Origin of the sequence: Yoonia maritima, from assembly GCF_002933395.1 — a bacterium.
GTDB classification, from domain to species: Bacteria; Pseudomonadota; Alphaproteobacteria; order Rhodobacterales; family Rhodobacteraceae; genus Yoonia; species Yoonia maritima_A.
Window position 1 is genome coordinate 505,814 of record NZ_PKFN01000008.1, and the last position, 16,114, is coordinate 521,927.

The following is a 16,114-nucleotide window of genomic DNA, read 5'->3' on the forward strand; positions in this document are numbered from 1 at the left end:
CCACACCCTAAACATGTGAATAGTGAGGAAAATAATTTCAGCCATCTGGCGGGCACGCGCCAGGAAGGAACATCAGATGACAATCGAAAAGACGCTCTTCGCTGCGGCGGACAAGATGCGCGGCTCCATGGACCCGGGCGAATACAAGCACGTGGCCTTGGGCCTGCTGTTTCTGCGCTACATCTCGATTGCCTTTCAACGCAAGTATGATGAGCTTCTGCCAGAGGGCCAGGAGGTGGCCGATGATGTCGATGAATATATGGCCGAAGGCATCTTCTGGGTGCCCGAGGCGGCCCGCTGGCGGACCCTGTCGGCGCAGTCCAAGGACCCCAAGATCGGCGTCAAGGTGGACGACGCCATGCGCGCCATTGAGGCCGAGAATGACCAGCTCAAAGGCGCACTCCCCAAGGTATTCGGCCGCGAGGCTCTGGGCAGCCATGTCGTCTCCGGCCTGATCGACCTGTTCTCGAACATCGAGTTCGAAGGCACCCGCAAAGACTTCGACCTGATCGGCCGGATCTACGAATACTTCATCTCCGAATTCGCCAGCAACGAGGGCAAGCGCGGCGGCGACTTTCACACACCCAAACCCGTGGTTGAGCTGATCGTCGACATGATCGAACCGATGAAGGGCCGGATGTATGAGCCTTGCTGCGGATCCGGATCGTTCATGGTGCATTCCGAACGCTTCCTTGATCACCACGCCGGACGGCGCGAGGATCTGGCGATCTACGGGCAGGAACTCAACCACACCACCTATGGCCTTGCCCGCATGAACCTTGCCATTCGTGGCATCGTGGCGCGCATCGAATGGAACGATCAGGGCACGCTGCTGCGCGATGCTTTCCCGGACGAAAAATTCGACTTCGCAATGGCCAACCCGCCCTTCAACATCTCTGACTGGGGCGGCGGCATTCTGGCCGAGGATCGGCGCTGGACATTCGGCACGCCCCCGGTCGGCAACGCCAACTTTGCCTGGATGCAGCACATCTATGACAAGCTGGGCAGCACTGGCATCGCAGGCGTGGTGATGGCCAACGGCTCCATGTCGTCGATGTCAGGGGGCGAGGGCGACATTCGCCGTGCCATGGTCGAGGGCGGCGCAGTGGATGCCATGGTCGCCCTGCCGGGGCAGCTGTTCTACGGCACGCAAATTCCGGCCTGTGTGTGGATCCTGGCCAAGGATAAATCCAACGGCATCGCCAAGGATGCCAAGCTGCGCGACCGGCGCGGTGAGGTGCTGTTCATCGACGCCCGCAAGATGGGCGCGTTGGTGGCTGGGTCTCGCAAGCAAAAGGAGCTGTCTCAGGACGAGATCGCGCGCATCGCCGCCGCCTATCACGCATGGCGGGGGGAGCCGGACGCAGGCACCTATGAAGACGAGCCGGGCTTTTGCAAGGCGGCCACGCTGGAGGAGATCACCAAGCACAACTTTGTGCTGACCCCGGGTCGCTATGTCGGCGCAGGCGCAGCAGAGGAAGACGCCGAGCCTTTCGAGGAGAAGTTCGAGCGGCTGACGGCGGAGTTGAGGGCGCAGTTTACCGAGGGGCGGCGGCTGGAGTCGGAGATTCAAGCGCGGTTGGAGAAATTGACATGATGGAATGGGCCACAGTCGAACTTGCGAAAGTGGCCGATCTGACGGGTGGGCATGCTTTTAAGAGTTCCGAGTATAGTGAAACCGGGATGGCGGTTCTTCGTACGCTCAATATCAGGGATGATTGCAGTGTCGACCTTTCCGATCCTAAGTATATTCCTCACGTCTTGGTTCCTGCCTATGAGCGCTTCGCTCTTCAAAAAGATGACACTCTATTTGTGATGGTGGGCGCGACTCTTGGTAAAGTGGGTCTTATTCGCGCAAAAAACCTGCCCGCATTGCTAAACCAGAATATGTGGCGGATTCGAGCTAAGCCGGGAAAAGTTGACCCGATGTATCTGCATTACTGCTTTAGGCACTTCTGCATCGGCCCTCTTGAGTGGATGTCAGGTTCGGCACGTGGGTTTGTCAGGCGTGATGACTATCGAACGCTCGAAATTCCCCTGCCGTCACGGTCAGAGCAACAACAGATCGCAGCAATCCTCGGCGCTCTCGACAACAAGATCGAGCTGAATCGCCGGATGAGCGCGACGTTGGAGGAGATGGCGCGGGCGCTCTATCGGTCTTGGTTCGTGGATTTCGACCCCGTCCACGCCCGCGCCCTCGGCCAATCCCCCGCCCACATGGACCCCACCACCGCCGCCCTTTTCCCCGACAGCTTCGGCCCCGACGGCCTGCCGAAGGGGTGGGCCTCTGTACCTTTATTGGACGTCATGGAGCTAATTTCTGGTGGAACGCCGAAGACCTCAGAGCCCAAATACTGGGGAGGCGATATCCCGTGGGCGAGTGCCAAAGATGTCAGTCAATGCGGTCAATCATTCTTGATTGGTACAGAGAGATCGATAACCCGAGCCGGTCTTGTTAAGAGTAGCACCAAGATTGTTCCGAAATTCTCGACCGTGGTTGTCGCGAGGGGGGCAACTACTGGGCGGGCATGTATGTTTGGCGATGATATCGCCATGAACCAGACCTGCTATGCGCTGCAATCCAGACATGGCCGACCTTTTTTCGCCAACTGCCTTTTCATGAATGAAGTCGTTGGCATCACGCTTGCCGCACATGGTTCTGTATTCGACACAATTACCACCAAGACCTTGCAGGCTACAAATGTGACTGCGCCCACAGATGCACTGTCGCAAGCATTCGAAGAATTGGTGTCTCCGATGTTCTTGGAAACCCTCAACAGGACCAGAGAAAGCCAAACCCTCGCCACCCTCCGCGACACCCTTTTGCCTCGCCTCATGTCCGGAAACCTCCGCATTCGCGAGGCCGAAAAGCAGGTTGAGGAGGTTGTATCCGCATGATCGCTTCCGGTGACCTTCGGGCCTACCTCAGAGGTCTTTCACATCAGGTCTGGACTGACCAGAACGACGCGATCCAGCATAACTTTTGGCTGCAGGAAGTGACGATCACCGAGATGCTTTTACTTCGTATGGCGCGGGACCTGTCGCCACACGGATTGAAAATGAAAATGTTCTCCGGGAAAGAAGAAGGTGGAGAAACGAAAAAGGATGGCACTGTTGTAAAAGTAGGCAACGGTGCGGATTGGGAGTGGTTTGTCGAACTGCCTGACTGCAAGATTGGCTTTCGGGTGCAAGCCAAGCGTCTCTTTCCAACGCCGACCAAGCAGGGTGCATACAATAGCTTTCATGCTGGCGGGAAACAAATTGATCAGTTGATCAATGCTGCTGGGAAAATGAACCCCGTCTATGTTCTCTACAACCACAAATTTGCCAAGGACGCATCGCTGTTTTCGCGGTCAGTCAAGACCAACTGGTATGGGCGTAGCTCATGGGGATGCTCTGTTGCAACAGCAGCCTTCATGAAAACCTTGAAAACAAATAAGCTTGCCGAGGTCTTTCCTGGTACGGTGCCATGGCATCGGTTTTTCGCGGTTGGAAACCATAGCGTTCGAGGTTGCGCCGTCGAACGTATGATGAAGAACATGTTAGGTGGGCAAGAGTTTAAGACAAGGGACGACAGGCCCGATTGGGTGGATGATTTGCTCTCATTAGAGACGCCTATCCCGTCGGTGGATGAAGGGATCGAAGAACAGCCCACTGGGCGACTGCAAGATGGTCAGCCTTCGGATGCTGACCCAGTCTCTGCTCCCGACCAATCTTATGAAGCGCGAAGGGGTCGATTGACGGGCCTGTTGTCAGAGCGGGAGCTCCAGGGCGTCGCATATTTCGATTTTACAAAATTCCAAGGTGATTGATGTTCCAGATTGACCGTTCCGCCAACCGCCTGCGCAAGCTTGAACGCACCAGCTTTTCCGAAGTGGGGTTCCGAGAGAGGGAGCATCTGCAGGAATGGCTGGCCACCATGCCCGATGCGCTCTGTGAGGCAATGAGCGAGGGTGAGGATGGTCTGCTGATCATCCAAAAGGAATTTGACGGGTTCGACGGCACCCGCGAACGGCTCGACCTGCTGGCGCTGGACAAGAGCGGGCAGTTGGTGGTCATCGAGAACAAGCTGGACGATTCCGGCCGGGATGTCGTCTGGCAGGCTCTGAAATACGCCGCCTATTGCTCCAGTCTGAAAAAGGCCGAGATCGTAGGGATCTTTCAGCAGTATCTGGACCGTCACGGCTCCGGCGATGCCGCCAGCACCATCTGCGAGTTCCTGGGGGAGGATACGCTGGATCAGGTTGTCCTGAATGACGGCACAGATCAGCGGATCATCTTTATTGCCGCCAATTTTCGACGCGAGGTGACGGCGACAGTGCTGTGGCTGCGCGAACACCAGATCGACGCGCGCTGCATCAAGGTGATGCCCTACAAGTTCGAAGAAGAGCTGTTCATCGACCTGCAGCAGGTGATCCCGACGCCAGAGGCCGCAGACTATATGATCCGGATGGCCGAGAAGGACAGCGAGGAGAAGAATGCCAAAGGTGCGCAACGCTGGAGCCATCAAATGCGGATGGAGTTTTGGGAGCAGGCGCTTGAGGGCCTACGAGGGGCTGGCCTTGAGAGATGGCAGAACATCACACCGTCCAAAGATCATTGGGTGAACTCCAGTATAGGGGTGTCGGGTTGCACACTGACATTGATCTTCCTTCGCCACGAAGTTCGGGTGGAGTTCCAGCTCAACCGATCCAGCCGCGAAGAAAATAAATGGCTGTTCGATCAACTGGCATCTGAGAAAGAACGCTATGAGGAGGCCGTCGGCGAACCGTTGGAGTGGCGACGGATTGACGACAAAAAGGTCAGCATGATGGTCTGTAAGACGCCAGTTCAAGGGTACAGCAAAGAGCACTGGCCAGAGATGATCAAATGGCTGATTGAGCACTATCAGAAGATGGATGCCGCATTCTCGGAGCCTGTTCGGTTGCTTGCCACGAAAATCCCTCAGGGCGGGGTGAGCTGATGGCTTGGAACTCAGAATCCGACCTCGAAGACTGGATGATGGAAAAGCTGGTTGGGCTGGGATACTCGACCGCCTCTGGTGCTGAGATATCGCCCGAGAAGCGCGACCCTGAACGCCGCAGTTTCCATGATGCGGTATTGCGAAAGGTTCTGGCCAAGGCCGTACAACGGCTCAATCCGGATCTGCCGGATGGCGCGGTACAAGAGGTTGTGGCGCGTGTGACGGACGAGGTCTTTGCTGGTGACTTGATTGCAGAGAACCGCCGCCTGCACGGGCTCATGACACGGGGCGTACCGATCACCTACTTCAGTCAGGGAGAGGAGCGTAATGACCGTGCCCGCCTGGTGGATTGGGATGATCAGGAGAACGCCTGGCATGCCTTCAATCAGGTGGACATGGTCGGGCGGACGCCTCGGATCCCCGATATTGTAATTTACCTGAACGGTCTGCCGTTGGTGGTGGTTGAATTGAAGGGAACCGAGGGTGCGAACATTGAATCGGCATTCAACCAGATCGAGACTTACAAGCAGGACATCCCCAACCTGTTCCGAACCTCTCTGATTTCGGTGATTTCCGATGGTTTGAACGCGCGGTACGGGACATTATCGGCAGGGCTGGATCGCTACATGCGTTGGAGGACTGTCGATGGCGAAACCATCCAGTCCGAACGCGAGGGGCTTGCCCTCAATACGCTCACTGAAGGCTTGCTCAATCGTGCTGTTCTACTGGATCTATTGAGGTGGTTCGTCGTCTTTGAGGATGATGGAAAAGGGCCGATCAAGAAGGCGGCTGGATATCATCAATTTCATGCCGTCCGGAAAGCCATGGCATCAATCCTGAGTGCGCGGAATGACGATGGTAAGGGCGGTGTTATCTGGCATACTCAGGGCTCCGGAAAGTCGCTGTTGATGACTTTCCTGGCTGGTAGGGCCATGCATCTGAAGGAGCTTGAGAATCCAACCGTCTTGGTGCTTACCGACCGCAACGACCTTGATAACCAGCTCTACACAACCTTTGGGCGCTGTAGGGACCTTCTGGGCGAAGACCCAACCCAGGCGGATAGCATTGATGATCTGAAGACCCTCCTTAACCGTCAGGTCGGGGGCATCGTCTTCTCGACAGTGCAGAAATTTCGACCGGGACGAGGCGAGACCTTCCCGGAACTCACGGATCGTTCAAATGTCATTGTCATGGTCGACGAAGCGCACCGCACGCAGTATGGCTTTGAAGCGAAGATGGATCAGATGACCGGCGAAGTCCGCCATGGGTTGGCTCATCACTTGCGCTCTGCCTTGCCAAATGCCGTCTATGTCGCCTTCACCGGGACGCCGGTTGAGTTGGTCGGCGCAAATACCCGATCTGTTTTCGGGGACTACATCGACGTCTACGACATTGCCCAAGCAGTCGAGGACGGTGCCACCGTTCCGATTTACTATGAAGGTCGAGTCGCCCGCGTGGAAATCGCCGATGACGTTCAGGAAAGCCTTGATGAGGAATTCGACGAAGCGACCGAGGCGCTCGAAGAAGACGAGGCAACGGCCACCGCAAAGAAATGGTCTCAGATCGAAAAACTCGTTGGTGCTGGGCCGCGCCTTGATGCAGTAGTCGAGGACATTCTCACGCATTTTGATGCAAGGCTTGAAGCGATAGATGGCAAAGCCATGATTGTCTGCATGAGCCGCCGAATATGTGTCGAGGTTTATGATCGGATCGTTGCGGCGCATCCCGATTGGCACTCCGACACAGACGAGACTGGTGCGATCAAAGTTGTCATGACTGGCAACGCAACTGATCCGTTGGCATTCCAGCAGCATATCAGGAGCAAGACGAAGCTGGAAGCGCTCCGCAAGCGATACAAGAACACCTCCGACCCGCTGAAACTCGTCATTGTTCGGGACATGTGGCTGACGGGGTTTGACGCGCCTTGCATGCATACGCTTTACGTCGACAAGCCCATGAAGGGCCACGGCCTCATGCAGGCGATTGCTCGGGTTAATCGGGTCTTCGCTGGGAAACCAGCCGGGTTGGTCGTCGATTATATCGGTCTGGCTGCTGATCTGAAGAAAGCCTTGGCCCATTATTCACAAGGTGACCAACAGCAAACCGGGGTGGATGAGAGAGAGGCCGTATCCGCGTTTTTGAGCGCCCTTGAAGTCGCACGCGGCCTTTTCCACGGTTTTGATTACTCCAGCGTTCTTGGTGGGACAGCAGCCGACCGTATCGAGATATTGCCTGCAGCGGCGGATCATGTGTTGACCAAGGCGCGTGAGGAAGGCCAGGAGGGAGACAAGGATTTCGGGAAGAGGTTCCATGATGTTGTCGCGGCTTTGGCGAAGGCATTCAAATTGGCCGCGGGATCGCCTGAAACTTCCAAACATGCCGAAGAGGTCGCCTTTTTCTTGGCGGTGCGCGCAGCCTTGCAAAAATTGGACGTGAAGGGTGGCGCAGGGCGCAATTCCTCGCCTGATTTCGCGATCGAACAACTGTTGAATCGAGCAGTGGCTTCCACCGAAGTGGTGGACATACTGGAGGCCTGTGGTTTCGATCGACCTGATATCAGTGTGCTCTCAGAAGAGTTTCTGCATGAAATTCAGAATATGCAGCACCGAAATCTGGCCGTTGAAGCTCTGAAGAAGCTTTTGAATGGTGAGATCAAGGCACGCACACGTGGCAACGTTGTTCAAAACCAAAAGTTCTCTGAGCGCCTCACCAGTGCAATTGCCCGGTATCACAATCGCAGCATCGACGCATTGCAGGTCATCCAGGAATTGATCGGGATGGCCAAGGATCTCAGTGCCGAGCCCGAAGATGACATGTCAGAGGCTGAGCGCAGCTTTTACGATGCTCTGGCGCAAAACGACAGTGCAGTCGAGGTCATGGACAATGACAAGCTCAAAATCATTGCTGCCGAGTTGGTCAAATCCCTACGTGACAACTCGGGCGTTGACTGGTGGCAGAGGGACGATGTCCGAGCGAAAATGCGCGTATCCGTGAAAAGGATATTACGGCGCTTTGGCTATCCACCTGATCTTCAGGCTGACGCTGTCAAACTTGTCATCAAGCAAGCTGAGGCGATGGCGCGCATGATGTAGCTTGGGCGAAGGCGAAAATCGTGAGGAAATTTTCTACGTGGAAACCTGAAATGCTGTTTCCCAGAAACGCTGACCAAGCCATCTCTACGGCATCTGAGGAATAACATCTTCGATGTCAAAGCCTGAGTTGCGTACATGGCGGAACAGGACCAGATCAGATCGACCGTAGCCCGCTTCCGAATCTGATATTGCAGTGTGATTTTACTGGCCGTCGCGTTGACGCAGAGCGCGGGTTTTTCTTCGCAAGCTATTTTGATTGTCCGTGGTAGCGAACCACCTCCTCGTTGACAGAATATTGCCAACCACCCTTGCTCAAACGCGCCATTTGGCGCGCAAAACACTTGGATCAGGCATTCTTCAAGATTTCCAGAAAAATGTGATTTTCGGCTTGTTTCCTTGGGTAACCCTCTCTAAACGGATCGGCGGAGACGTGGCCGAGTGGTCGAAGGCGCTCCCCTGCTAAGGGAGTAGGCGGGAAACCGTCTCGAGGGTTCGAATCCCTTCGTCTCCGCCAGACCTCAATTTTATTCAATTCCGTTGGTACCTATACACCCCCTTATGGGGCTGTTTTTGTTGATATATATGTATTCATTGTTGCTTTTCGTTTCTCTTCGATTAGACTCGTTTCTATTCATTTCGTGGTATAGATCGTGGTACTTTTATGGCTGCTCTAGGCGGAAAGCTAACAAAGAATTTAGTCCGAACCCTCGGTCCCGGTCGCCATGGTGACGGGAACGGATTGTACCTCGTGGTCGATCCATCCGGTGCGAGACGCTGGATTGTACGCATCACAGTGAAGGGTCAACGCAACCGCGAAGGCAAGCCCCTGCGCACCGACTTCGGGCTTGGTGGCGCTGACGTCGTGACGTTGAACGAAGCGCGTGACCGAGCCTTGGAATATCCTGCAAGTTCCATTGATCAATAGGGCACAGGGCAAAGCGTCGATAGCTGTCATAGTGCAGGTCGCCGAGAACGACGATTTCGCCACTGTGATATGGGATGGTTTGATAATTCATAGCGGCAACCTCAGTTCAGCATGGGCTGGCAGGCAAGCGTCTGTGCGCGGTCGAGCATGCGGCTCACCGTGCGAAGGCTCAGACCGGAATTTATGATCGCGCCACAATCAAAGACATCCATCAAGGCAGCCATCGCAGGGGCTGGCAAGTCACGGCGTGCGCCCTCTTTCTTCGCAAAGTGACGAAGCTGGTCTGGCGTCAGGTCGGGCAGTTCCAAGACCGCACAGCGACTCTGCAGAGGCTCAGGCAGCCCCTGTCGGCTGTTGGCAGTCATCACCCAGTTCACCCAAGACATGTCACATTTGATCTGGAAAAACGGGCACTCCCATGTTGCGGCAGTCATACGTTCAAGCAGCGGCAGCAAGGCGTCGGTCAACGCATGACGTGTGCCTTTGCTGGAATGGATGTCACCTGACTTCTCGACCTCATCAACGATGACGAGAGGCCCACCATGGCGCTCCCGCAGGATTGTCTGCAGCAGCTTGCCCGGTGTCGCGTTGAACCAGCCGCGCTGGGACCCGACGATACCAAATGCGGCCGGTTCCCCCGTCGCGTCGATCATAGTTGTTGGCACGGCAAGATGATGCGCAAGACGGCGAGCCCAGTGGCTTTTGCCGATCCCAGGGGAACCGACCAAAACGAGCGGAGAGAAACGAAATCCCGACAGCCCCTCGCGCGCCGATGCACGAAGCCCGTGCCAGACCGCTTCAGTTGCCAGTGCCATCCACGGCATTTCGGCGTGCAACGCGGCCGCGATCTCGTCAGCCTCGTGCTCGGTGACGATGCGGGCCACTGGCAAGCCGACCTCGATAGGCAAGTTGAGATGCTGCACCTGCAGCCCGCATTGCCGACATTCGCCGCGCGCGCACAATGCCTGAGGGTTCGAATTCACAGTTCGCGGACAAACCGCCATTTCGCTGCGGTTGCGCCAATGGCTGATTTCGACTGCGTTCAACTAACGGTCGTTTTTGAGAGCGGTATGTACTGTGCGGCGAAAACCGGCAAGGATCACGTCACTATATTGTTTTTGAAGGTGAAGTTAGTGCAATTGATATCTATTGATGCGACCTACGTGCTTCGAGAAAAAGCGCTGTATGAAAATTTAGGAGGCAGAAGAGTGTCTAATTTCCTGAAATTGTTCTCGTTACCCAAACTGAGCGTTCCATTTTTGTTTATTTTTATCCAACTTTTGGGAGGGACCCAGGTTATTGGCGAGACGTGCGGTCAACCAATAGGTAGCAGCCAAGATGGGCTCATTATTTGTGATCTAGGTGTCCTCGAAGGAGGTGACAGGAGCCGTGCAACAGCTATCAGTGACGATGGTTTGGTTGTTGTGGGACAGAGCACGTCATCTCTGGGCGAACGAGCTTTTCGTTGGACAGAAACTGATGGTATGGTGAGCTTAGGTACACTGCCCGGCGGTTCGAAAAGTATCGCTTGGGGTGTCAACGCTGACGGTAGCGTTATTGTCGGACGCAGTGATAGTTCAGCTGGCTCCCGTGCTTTTCGGTGGACAGAAGAGACTGGCATGGTGCTTCTGACTGGTGAAGCGATGAACGATCTATCGGATGCGCGCGCGGTCAACTCGGATGGTACAGTTGTGGTCGGGACAATCGGCAGCGTATTTGGCGGAGGTCGGTATGCGTTTTCATGGACAGCGAAAGATGGAACTCAGCGGGTTGGAACAGACGATAGTGTCGCATTCGGTGTGAGTAGCGACGGGACCACGGTCGTCGGGCAGGTCGGGTTTTCAGCTTTTCGTTGGACCGAGGAGGAGGGCATGATTTTGCTTGAACAAGAGCCCGATCCGTTTGTCTCAATGGCGCGTAACGCGTCCGGTGATGGGGTAATAATTGTTGGAAATTCTGGCCCGCTGAATAGCACCAGCATAGCGACAATGTGGGGCGAGGTGTCTGGGCAAGGTAACCTACTTGTCGATGCTGCGAGTACACGCAGCATCGTGAATGATATCAGCCCTGATGGAACGACTATTGTCGGCAGTGTAGGCGGTATCTCCCAGCAGATGGCATTTATTGAAGTGCTAAAGGAGAATCTAACTTTACTTGGCGGTTTGAAACCTCAGGAAGAGGATACTGTTAGCAGCGATGCTAAAGGTGTTAGTGCCGACGGTTCTTTAATCGCGGGCAGTTCTGACGGCGTTGATGGGCGTCGCGCTGTCCGGTGGATGCATTTAGACTAGAATAGTGTTTGACCTTGCACCCTCAGGCAGCATTACATGCTTTTATCAGATTTGCAGTCCTTCAAGACGGGCTATTCGCTCAAAATTGATTGAGGTCCGTTATGTCCGCCCCGCAAAGCGAACTTGTAGAGTTTCCACAAATGGCCGTTTTTGGAGCATGGGCTAACTATCCCGATTGCCAAAGCCGACATTTATACAACTCGCGGCACCGGACATTAAGGGCTCTTTCCTGCCGTTAGCTGTTTTTGCACATCTTGTGATATACAGCGCTGTCAACGTCTGGTTGTCGCTGTGGGAGGGAATGGTGGATCGGAGTATCTATCATGCATATGCCAAACTTACCGGCCATTCGCGCACTTCGTCCCGCTTGGAACAAAGGTCGCATCGTCGGTCAAAAGCTCCCGCTGAAACCCAAACATGTCTGGGCCATCCGCGTCCGACTCGAATTGGCCGAGGACCATCGCGATCTGGCTTTGTTTAATATGGCCATCGACAGCAAGTTGCGCGGCTGCGACCTGGTCCGGATGAAAGTCGTGGATGTCATGGCGTCTGGGCAGATCAAAGCCCGCGCATCCGTACTGCAAAGCAAAACCCAAAAACCGGTTCGGTTTGAAATCTCGGAGGGCACACGGGCATCGGTCGCGACGTGGATGAAAGACCCGCTGATGGTCGGGTCCGAATTTCTCTGGCCGGGGCGCTTCCACGAGCGACTTCACATCTCAACACGCCAATATGCCCGTATCGTGCGGGACTGGGTGTCGTCGATTGGGCTGGAGGTAACTGCTTACGGCACCCATTCTATGCGACGCACAAAGGTAACCCAGATTTATAAAAAGACGGGCAACCTGCGTGCCGTTCAGCTTCTGCTGGGTCACACCAAGATGGATAGTACAGTGCGATATCTTGGCGTTGAACTTGAAGACGCCTTGGCAATCGCGGAAGCTATTGAAATATAAGCGTATGGGCCGTACTACATGTACGGCCCATTGCGGCCATTGATCACGGTCGCTCGATGCTGCGTCCGCAGCCCGCATTGCCGACATTCGTGCATCCCGCAGCATTCTCGGTGCGTGGATGACTGGATCGCGGGACAAACCTGCCATAAAGAATACTCCGTCGAATGGCGGCTTTTGTGGGACGACAGGCTAGCCGCCCACCACTTTTGACATCTCTGTCGCGGATGAGAACCCAAAAACGGTGCGAAGCGGGCCGAGGGATTTAACGCCAATTTTTGAATAGCCTTCGCGTTCATATAGCGCACGGGCGCGTGGGTTGGAATCGATGACATCCAACCGGATACTCTGCAAACCTTGTGACGCAGCATGCGTCTCGATGGATTGCAGCAGTGCTTTGCCTACACCTTGGCCGCGCGCATCGGGCTCAACAAAGATGCCGTCCATCAGCAGCGTCTCATCCGCGAGGTCACGTTCCAAAATACTGATCACCATGCCACGACAAAGCGCACTGACCCACCCATAAGTCCGCGCCATATCGGTGAACCCACCGCCAACCAGCGCACCCTTTGACGTTTTAAAACCTGCGATCCCCAGAAACCGTCCGTCGTTGGAAACGGCACTTATGGCATGTGTTGGATCAAGAATGCTTTCGATGAAGCGCACAGCTTTTTCTTCTGGGCCAAGAGGGTAGCGAAGCTTTCGTGCGAAAGCATTCCAGTATCCGCGCGCAGCACGGTGTCGATGTTCACTGCGCAGACCATTTTCGACGGTGAAGCTGGGCGACGGCTGGATTGTATTCAATGGTAGTCCCTCCTAAGTTACTTATCAGATGGAGACAGCATTGAGCGGATTCAATTGAAGCTATCGTATTTCCTGAACGCAAGCCTTTTTGTCGTCTGCCTCGCCGTGTTTGTCCTGTGGCGTTTGGCTGATCATGATCTGGATCGCAGAGCCGATGAACCGTTTGATTTTGTGGTCTCTGGTAACACCATCTCCGGCACGATTTGGTTGCCTGATAAAGCACCCAAGGCGGCTGTGGTTTTCGTCCATGGTGATGGGGCGCAAGATCGCACCTCTGCAGGTGGGTATGCACCGATAATTAACGCGCTTCTTGATCAAGGCATCGCGGTTGCATCTTGGGACAAGCCCGGGGTCGGATCATCGCAAGGAAACTGGCTGCATCAATCGATGTCAGAACGAACCACCGAAACACGCGGAGCATTGCAACAATTAGAACAACGCTTACCGGGGATCGGCGTCGGCGCACTTGGGTTTTCGCAAGCTGGTTGGGTTCTGCCGTCGCTGACGCAAGAAGACGCAGACTTCATTGTCTTGGTAGGTCCAGCCGTGTCTTGGCAGGATCAAGGGGACTACTACACGCGTACACGGCTGACGATAGAGGGGCTTGAGTCCGAAGTGATCGACGAAACAATTGCCGCGCAAAATCTGGCAGATGATCGGGTGTTCGGGGCTGAGGCAAATGTAGGAGACGCGCCGTCAGATATGTCGCATGATCGTTGGGGCTTTGTTCAGCGCAACCGAAGCGCGGATGCGCGACAAGAACTGTCGACGCTCGATCTGCCGCTTCTCGCCTTTTGGGGCGCGGATGACCTTAACGTTAATGCCGCTCGCAACGCTGCGATCTACCGAGAAACCCTAGCCGGGCGCGCAGTTTCGACAGAGATCATCGTCTGGCCCGGTGCAACGCACGGATTGTTGAAGGCACGGGCATATAATTGGCAGCTCCTCGAAGACTGGTCGGCTATTGCGCGCGTCTGGTTCCTCGCGGAGGGGAGGTACGCATATGCGTCGGGAACGATAGCTAAGATTGCAGATTGGATAGCGCAGGAAAGCAAAGGCGGACGTTCATAGATCGCGCAGCATCGGTCGAAGTGGGCTCTCTGCCGCCATTAGATCGGTCGCAGCATTTTGCCTGTCTGGAGCGCGATCTACGACACAAACGGCCCAGAGCGGACTTTGGTGGTTATTGCGGCTAACGGCAGGTATGAGCCCAAAAAGACCAATGCTGCAAATCGGCCCAAGGTCGGCTTCTCAACCTGAATCAAATTGCCTGCTCGCTAACTAAGGCGAACTTGAGCACTTGCTTTCTATCGAAAACCGCTCAGTAGACGCTGCCATCCTGCAACGCGGACCGCCATAATTACTGACGAAAATATCGCAATCACCGCAAACGCAGCAGATACTGTCGCCAATCCGAATGACCAGTTCAGTATCCCCCCACTATGGTCGAGGGTGAGGTAACCAAGTCTCCCTTGCTGCAGAATGCACGCGACTGGCAAAAGAGTATAAAGCGTATCTATTAGAGGCTTCACGGCAACCATGAATAATCGGGCAAAGGTCTTTGGCATGCCAAGAGTGAGAGGAAAAAGTCTGACGTAGCTTGGCTTAACCATCTTGTATGCTATTTCTTTTAAATTATTGTTTTTGCTAACTTTTATATTGACTGCGTCGATGTCTGACAAATATTGAGCGAAGTTTTTCGAAAATTCGTAGGTCATCATTTGAGAGGAACAATAGTGAATGTTCAAAGCAGAAATGACTACTACCGAGACCCAGTGAAAAAAGTCAGGGTTAATTGCAAAGCCTACAATGTCCATTGTTTCGGGATCGCTTGGTTGGGCGAGAACCGCTGCTAAGCAAATTGATATCAAAGCAACCCAAGCACGGTTTGATGTCTCGATGTTGAGAGAATAAGCGCTGGCAAGGATTTCAAGGTCTTCGGGTATCGTTTTTTTCATAGTTATAAGGTGTCCACGGAACTATAGCTATATTTCGATACACTGAAGAAAGCGGATGCAAAAGCGGCATCGAACCGGACGCTCACTCAGCGATACCGAACGGCAGCTTCGTCCCGCATAGCCGACCTCGGAGCAAACCGCAGCGAAAGTCCGCAATCCGCCGATTTTGTTGAAAAACTCTTTGCTGCGTCTGCAAATTTTATGAAACTAGAAAGCTGTTCTTCGTTCATCAAAGCACGTCCAGAAATGTCGGAAAAATTTTATAAATTCAGAATATTATTCCGACAATTTTGCATGGGACGCCCGGTATTGGAGTTTTTCAACAGAATACGCCCACGGTGTAGGCTTCAGTCTCCAATGTAGGCGGTGCCGCATCGCTGCTCTGGGCCAAGTCGCACCATCACGATCCTCTTTCAAGCAAAGCTGACAAATGCGGTGGCGCAATAATCATCATCGAGACCTTTATGCGCGGCCAAACACCCAAGTCCCGCGCACCGCCATGGGAGGACGCCGCATGATACATCCATCACATTCGGTTCAGGCGGGGGGCACGGCATGACCTAAAGCCCAACCGCCAATCCTAACGGGATCGTCCCTCACCGGGCGAGGTTCGTGGATAAAGCCGAAAATGGCTGCTGCGCCACGTGAAGCGCGTCTCAAAGCAAGGCTCTCCACGTCCGATCTGACATATGCGTGCAGCGGTGCCATCACGGCATCAACCAGACTGCGAAAGTCACAATAATTCGGTCCACTTGGGGCGGCAACCAAAGCAATAGGGACTTCCAGGATGAACCTGATAGATTTCGCAAAACAGATGCCAAAAGACCAATCTGAACAGGATTTTGTCGATCGCCTGAAGCAGTTTGTTGATCTCGGCGAAATTGAACACCTGTCGAAAGCAGATCGTGACGCCTTGTTTGATACAGTGCAGTTTCTGACCGATTTCACCCTATTCGTTCGAGAAACTAAAGGCGATTTGGGGTCTCACGGGAGTGCTCCAAACGTTGAGTATAGCGGACCGTTTATACCGAACGCCCTGACGCGACCGAGCGATGCTCCTCTAGATCTTTCGATCCTCCAAAACTTTGGCGTGGGCGCCGCCGACAAGTACTTGGGATAGGATTGAAG

The 16,114-nt window shown here is 54.5% G+C and carries 13 protein-coding genes and 1 tRNA gene; 11 read left to right on the plus strand and 3 right to left on the minus strand.

The genetic code is table 11. The features are described from left to right. The first annotated feature begins 76 nt into the window (after positions 1 to 76). From CYQ09_RS09030 to CYQ09_RS09060, 7 genes are all read left to right on the plus strand, one after another. Entirely contained in the window at positions 77 to 1,597 is a 1,521-nt protein-coding gene (locus CYQ09_RS09030; protein WP_106745066.1) for a type I restriction-modification system subunit M, read from the plus strand. Then, the gene (locus tag CYQ09_RS09035) at positions 1,594 to 2,898 is read left to right on the plus strand and encodes a restriction endonuclease subunit S (RefSeq protein ID WP_106745067.1); all 1,305 of its coding nucleotides are present in this window, start codon (positions 1,594 to 1,596) and stop codon (positions 2,896 to 2,898) included. The genes CYQ09_RS09030 and CYQ09_RS09035 overlap by 4 nt, the downstream gene beginning before the upstream one ends. Then, entirely contained in the window at positions 2,895 to 3,812 is a 918-nt protein-coding gene (locus tag CYQ09_RS09040) for a hypothetical protein (RefSeq protein WP_106745068.1), read from the plus strand. Before CYQ09_RS09035 ends, CYQ09_RS09040 begins: the two co-directional genes overlap by 4 nt. Beyond that, the gene (locus CYQ09_RS09045; protein WP_106745069.1) at positions 3,812 to 4,963 is read left to right on the plus strand and encodes a DUF4268 domain-containing protein; all 1,152 of its coding nucleotides are present in this window, start codon (positions 3,812 to 3,814) and stop codon (positions 4,961 to 4,963) included. Before CYQ09_RS09040 ends, CYQ09_RS09045 begins: the two co-directional genes overlap by 1 nt. Beyond that, a complete protein-coding gene (locus CYQ09_RS09050; protein WP_106745070.1) occupies positions 4,963 to 8,055 on the plus strand; it encodes a type I restriction endonuclease subunit R in 3,093 nt (1,030 codons plus the stop codon). The genes CYQ09_RS09045 and CYQ09_RS09050 overlap by 1 nt, the downstream gene beginning before the upstream one ends. A gap of 424 nt (positions 8,056 to 8,479) precedes the next feature. Then, positions 8,480 to 8,569: transfer RNA gene (locus CYQ09_RS09055), tRNA-Ser, on the plus strand. A 147-nt stretch (positions 8,570 to 8,716) separates the two neighbouring features. After that, positions 8,717 to 8,980: an Arm DNA-binding domain-containing protein gene (locus CYQ09_RS09060; protein ID WP_239495894.1), complete on the plus strand. Its 264-nt coding sequence runs from the start codon at positions 8,717 to 8,719 to the stop codon at positions 8,978 to 8,980. A 101-nt stretch (positions 8,981 to 9,081) separates the two neighbouring features. Here the strand turns inward: CYQ09_RS09060 and CYQ09_RS09070 are convergent, their stop codons facing one another. Further along, complete coding sequence (locus CYQ09_RS09070) at positions 9,082 to 9,903, minus strand: AAA family ATPase (protein ID WP_239495895.1); 822 nt, start codon at positions 9,901 to 9,903, stop codon at positions 9,082 to 9,084. A 99-nt stretch (positions 9,904 to 10,002) separates the two neighbouring features. Between CYQ09_RS09070 and CYQ09_RS18310 the strand changes: the two genes are divergently transcribed. Together CYQ09_RS18310 and CYQ09_RS09080 are read left to right on the plus strand one after the other, a co-directional pair. Continuing rightward, positions 10,003 to 11,271: a hypothetical protein gene (locus CYQ09_RS18310; RefSeq protein ID WP_162617623.1), complete on the plus strand. Its 1,269-nt coding sequence runs from the start codon at positions 10,003 to 10,005 to the stop codon at positions 11,269 to 11,271. Positions 11,272 to 11,594: 323 nt separating this feature from the next. Further along, positions 11,595 to 12,227: a tyrosine-type recombinase/integrase gene (locus CYQ09_RS09080; RefSeq protein ID WP_106745073.1), complete on the plus strand. Its 633-nt coding sequence runs from the start codon at positions 11,595 to 11,597 to the stop codon at positions 12,225 to 12,227. Positions 12,228 to 12,416: 189 nt separating this feature from the next. Here CYQ09_RS09080 and CYQ09_RS09085 read toward each other — a convergent pair whose 3' ends face one another. Further along, positions 12,417 to 13,028, minus strand: a complete 612-nt coding sequence (locus CYQ09_RS09085) for a GNAT family N-acetyltransferase (RefSeq protein WP_106745074.1) — start codon at positions 13,026 to 13,028, stop codon at positions 12,417 to 12,419. 54 nt (positions 13,029 to 13,082) lie between these two features. Between CYQ09_RS09085 and CYQ09_RS09090 the strand changes: the two genes are divergently transcribed. After that, positions 13,083 to 14,099: an alpha/beta hydrolase gene (locus CYQ09_RS09090; RefSeq protein ID WP_106745075.1), complete on the plus strand. Its 1,017-nt coding sequence runs from the start codon at positions 13,083 to 13,085 to the stop codon at positions 14,097 to 14,099. Positions 14,100 to 14,335: 236 nt separating this feature from the next. Here CYQ09_RS09090 and CYQ09_RS09095 read toward each other — a convergent pair whose 3' ends face one another. Then, positions 14,336 to 14,986: a hypothetical protein gene (locus tag CYQ09_RS09095; RefSeq protein WP_106745076.1), complete on the minus strand. Its 651-nt coding sequence runs from the start codon at positions 14,984 to 14,986 to the stop codon at positions 14,336 to 14,338. A 787-nt stretch (positions 14,987 to 15,773) separates the two neighbouring features. On the opposite strand from CYQ09_RS09095, the gene CYQ09_RS09100 reads away from it, so the two are divergent. Beyond that, positions 15,774 to 16,106: a hypothetical protein gene (locus CYQ09_RS09100; protein WP_106745077.1), complete on the plus strand. Its 333-nt coding sequence runs from the start codon at positions 15,774 to 15,776 to the stop codon at positions 16,104 to 16,106. The last annotated feature ends 8 nt before the right edge of the window (positions 16,107 to 16,114 follow it).

Bases quoted from the DNA above. Each gene is read 5' to 3' on its own strand.
- CYQ09_RS09030 (WP_106745066.1), top strand. From the start codon at position 77: ATGACAATCGAAAAGACGCTCTTCGCTGCGGCGGACAAGATGCGCGGC.
- CYQ09_RS09035 (WP_106745067.1), top strand. From the start codon at position 1,594: ATGATGGAATGGGCCACAGTCGAACTTGCGAAAGTGGCCGATCTGACG.
- CYQ09_RS09040 (WP_106745068.1), top strand. From the start codon at position 2,895: ATGATCGCTTCCGGTGACCTTCGGGCCTACCTCAGAGGTCTTTCACAT.
- CYQ09_RS09045 (WP_106745069.1), top strand. From the start codon at position 3,812: ATGTTCCAGATTGACCGTTCCGCCAACCGCCTGCGCAAGCTTGAACGC.
- CYQ09_RS09050 (WP_106745070.1), top strand. From the start codon at position 4,963: ATGGCTTGGAACTCAGAATCCGACCTCGAAGACTGGATGATGGAAAAG.
- CYQ09_RS09060 (WP_239495894.1), top strand. From the start codon at position 8,717: ATGGCTGCTCTAGGCGGAAAGCTAACAAAGAATTTAGTCCGAACCCTC.
- CYQ09_RS18310 (WP_162617623.1), top strand. From the start codon at position 10,003: ATGGCTGATTTCGACTGCGTTCAACTAACGGTCGTTTTTGAGAGCGGT.
- CYQ09_RS09080 (WP_106745073.1), top strand. From the start codon at position 11,595: ATGCATATGCCAAACTTACCGGCCATTCGCGCACTTCGTCCCGCTTGG.
- CYQ09_RS09095 (WP_106745076.1), bottom strand. From the start codon at position 14,986: ATGAAAAAAACGATACCCGAAGACCTTGAAATCCTTGCCAGCGCTTAT.
- CYQ09_RS09100 (WP_106745077.1), top strand. From the start codon at position 15,774: ATGAACCTGATAGATTTCGCAAAACAGATGCCAAAAGACCAATCTGAA.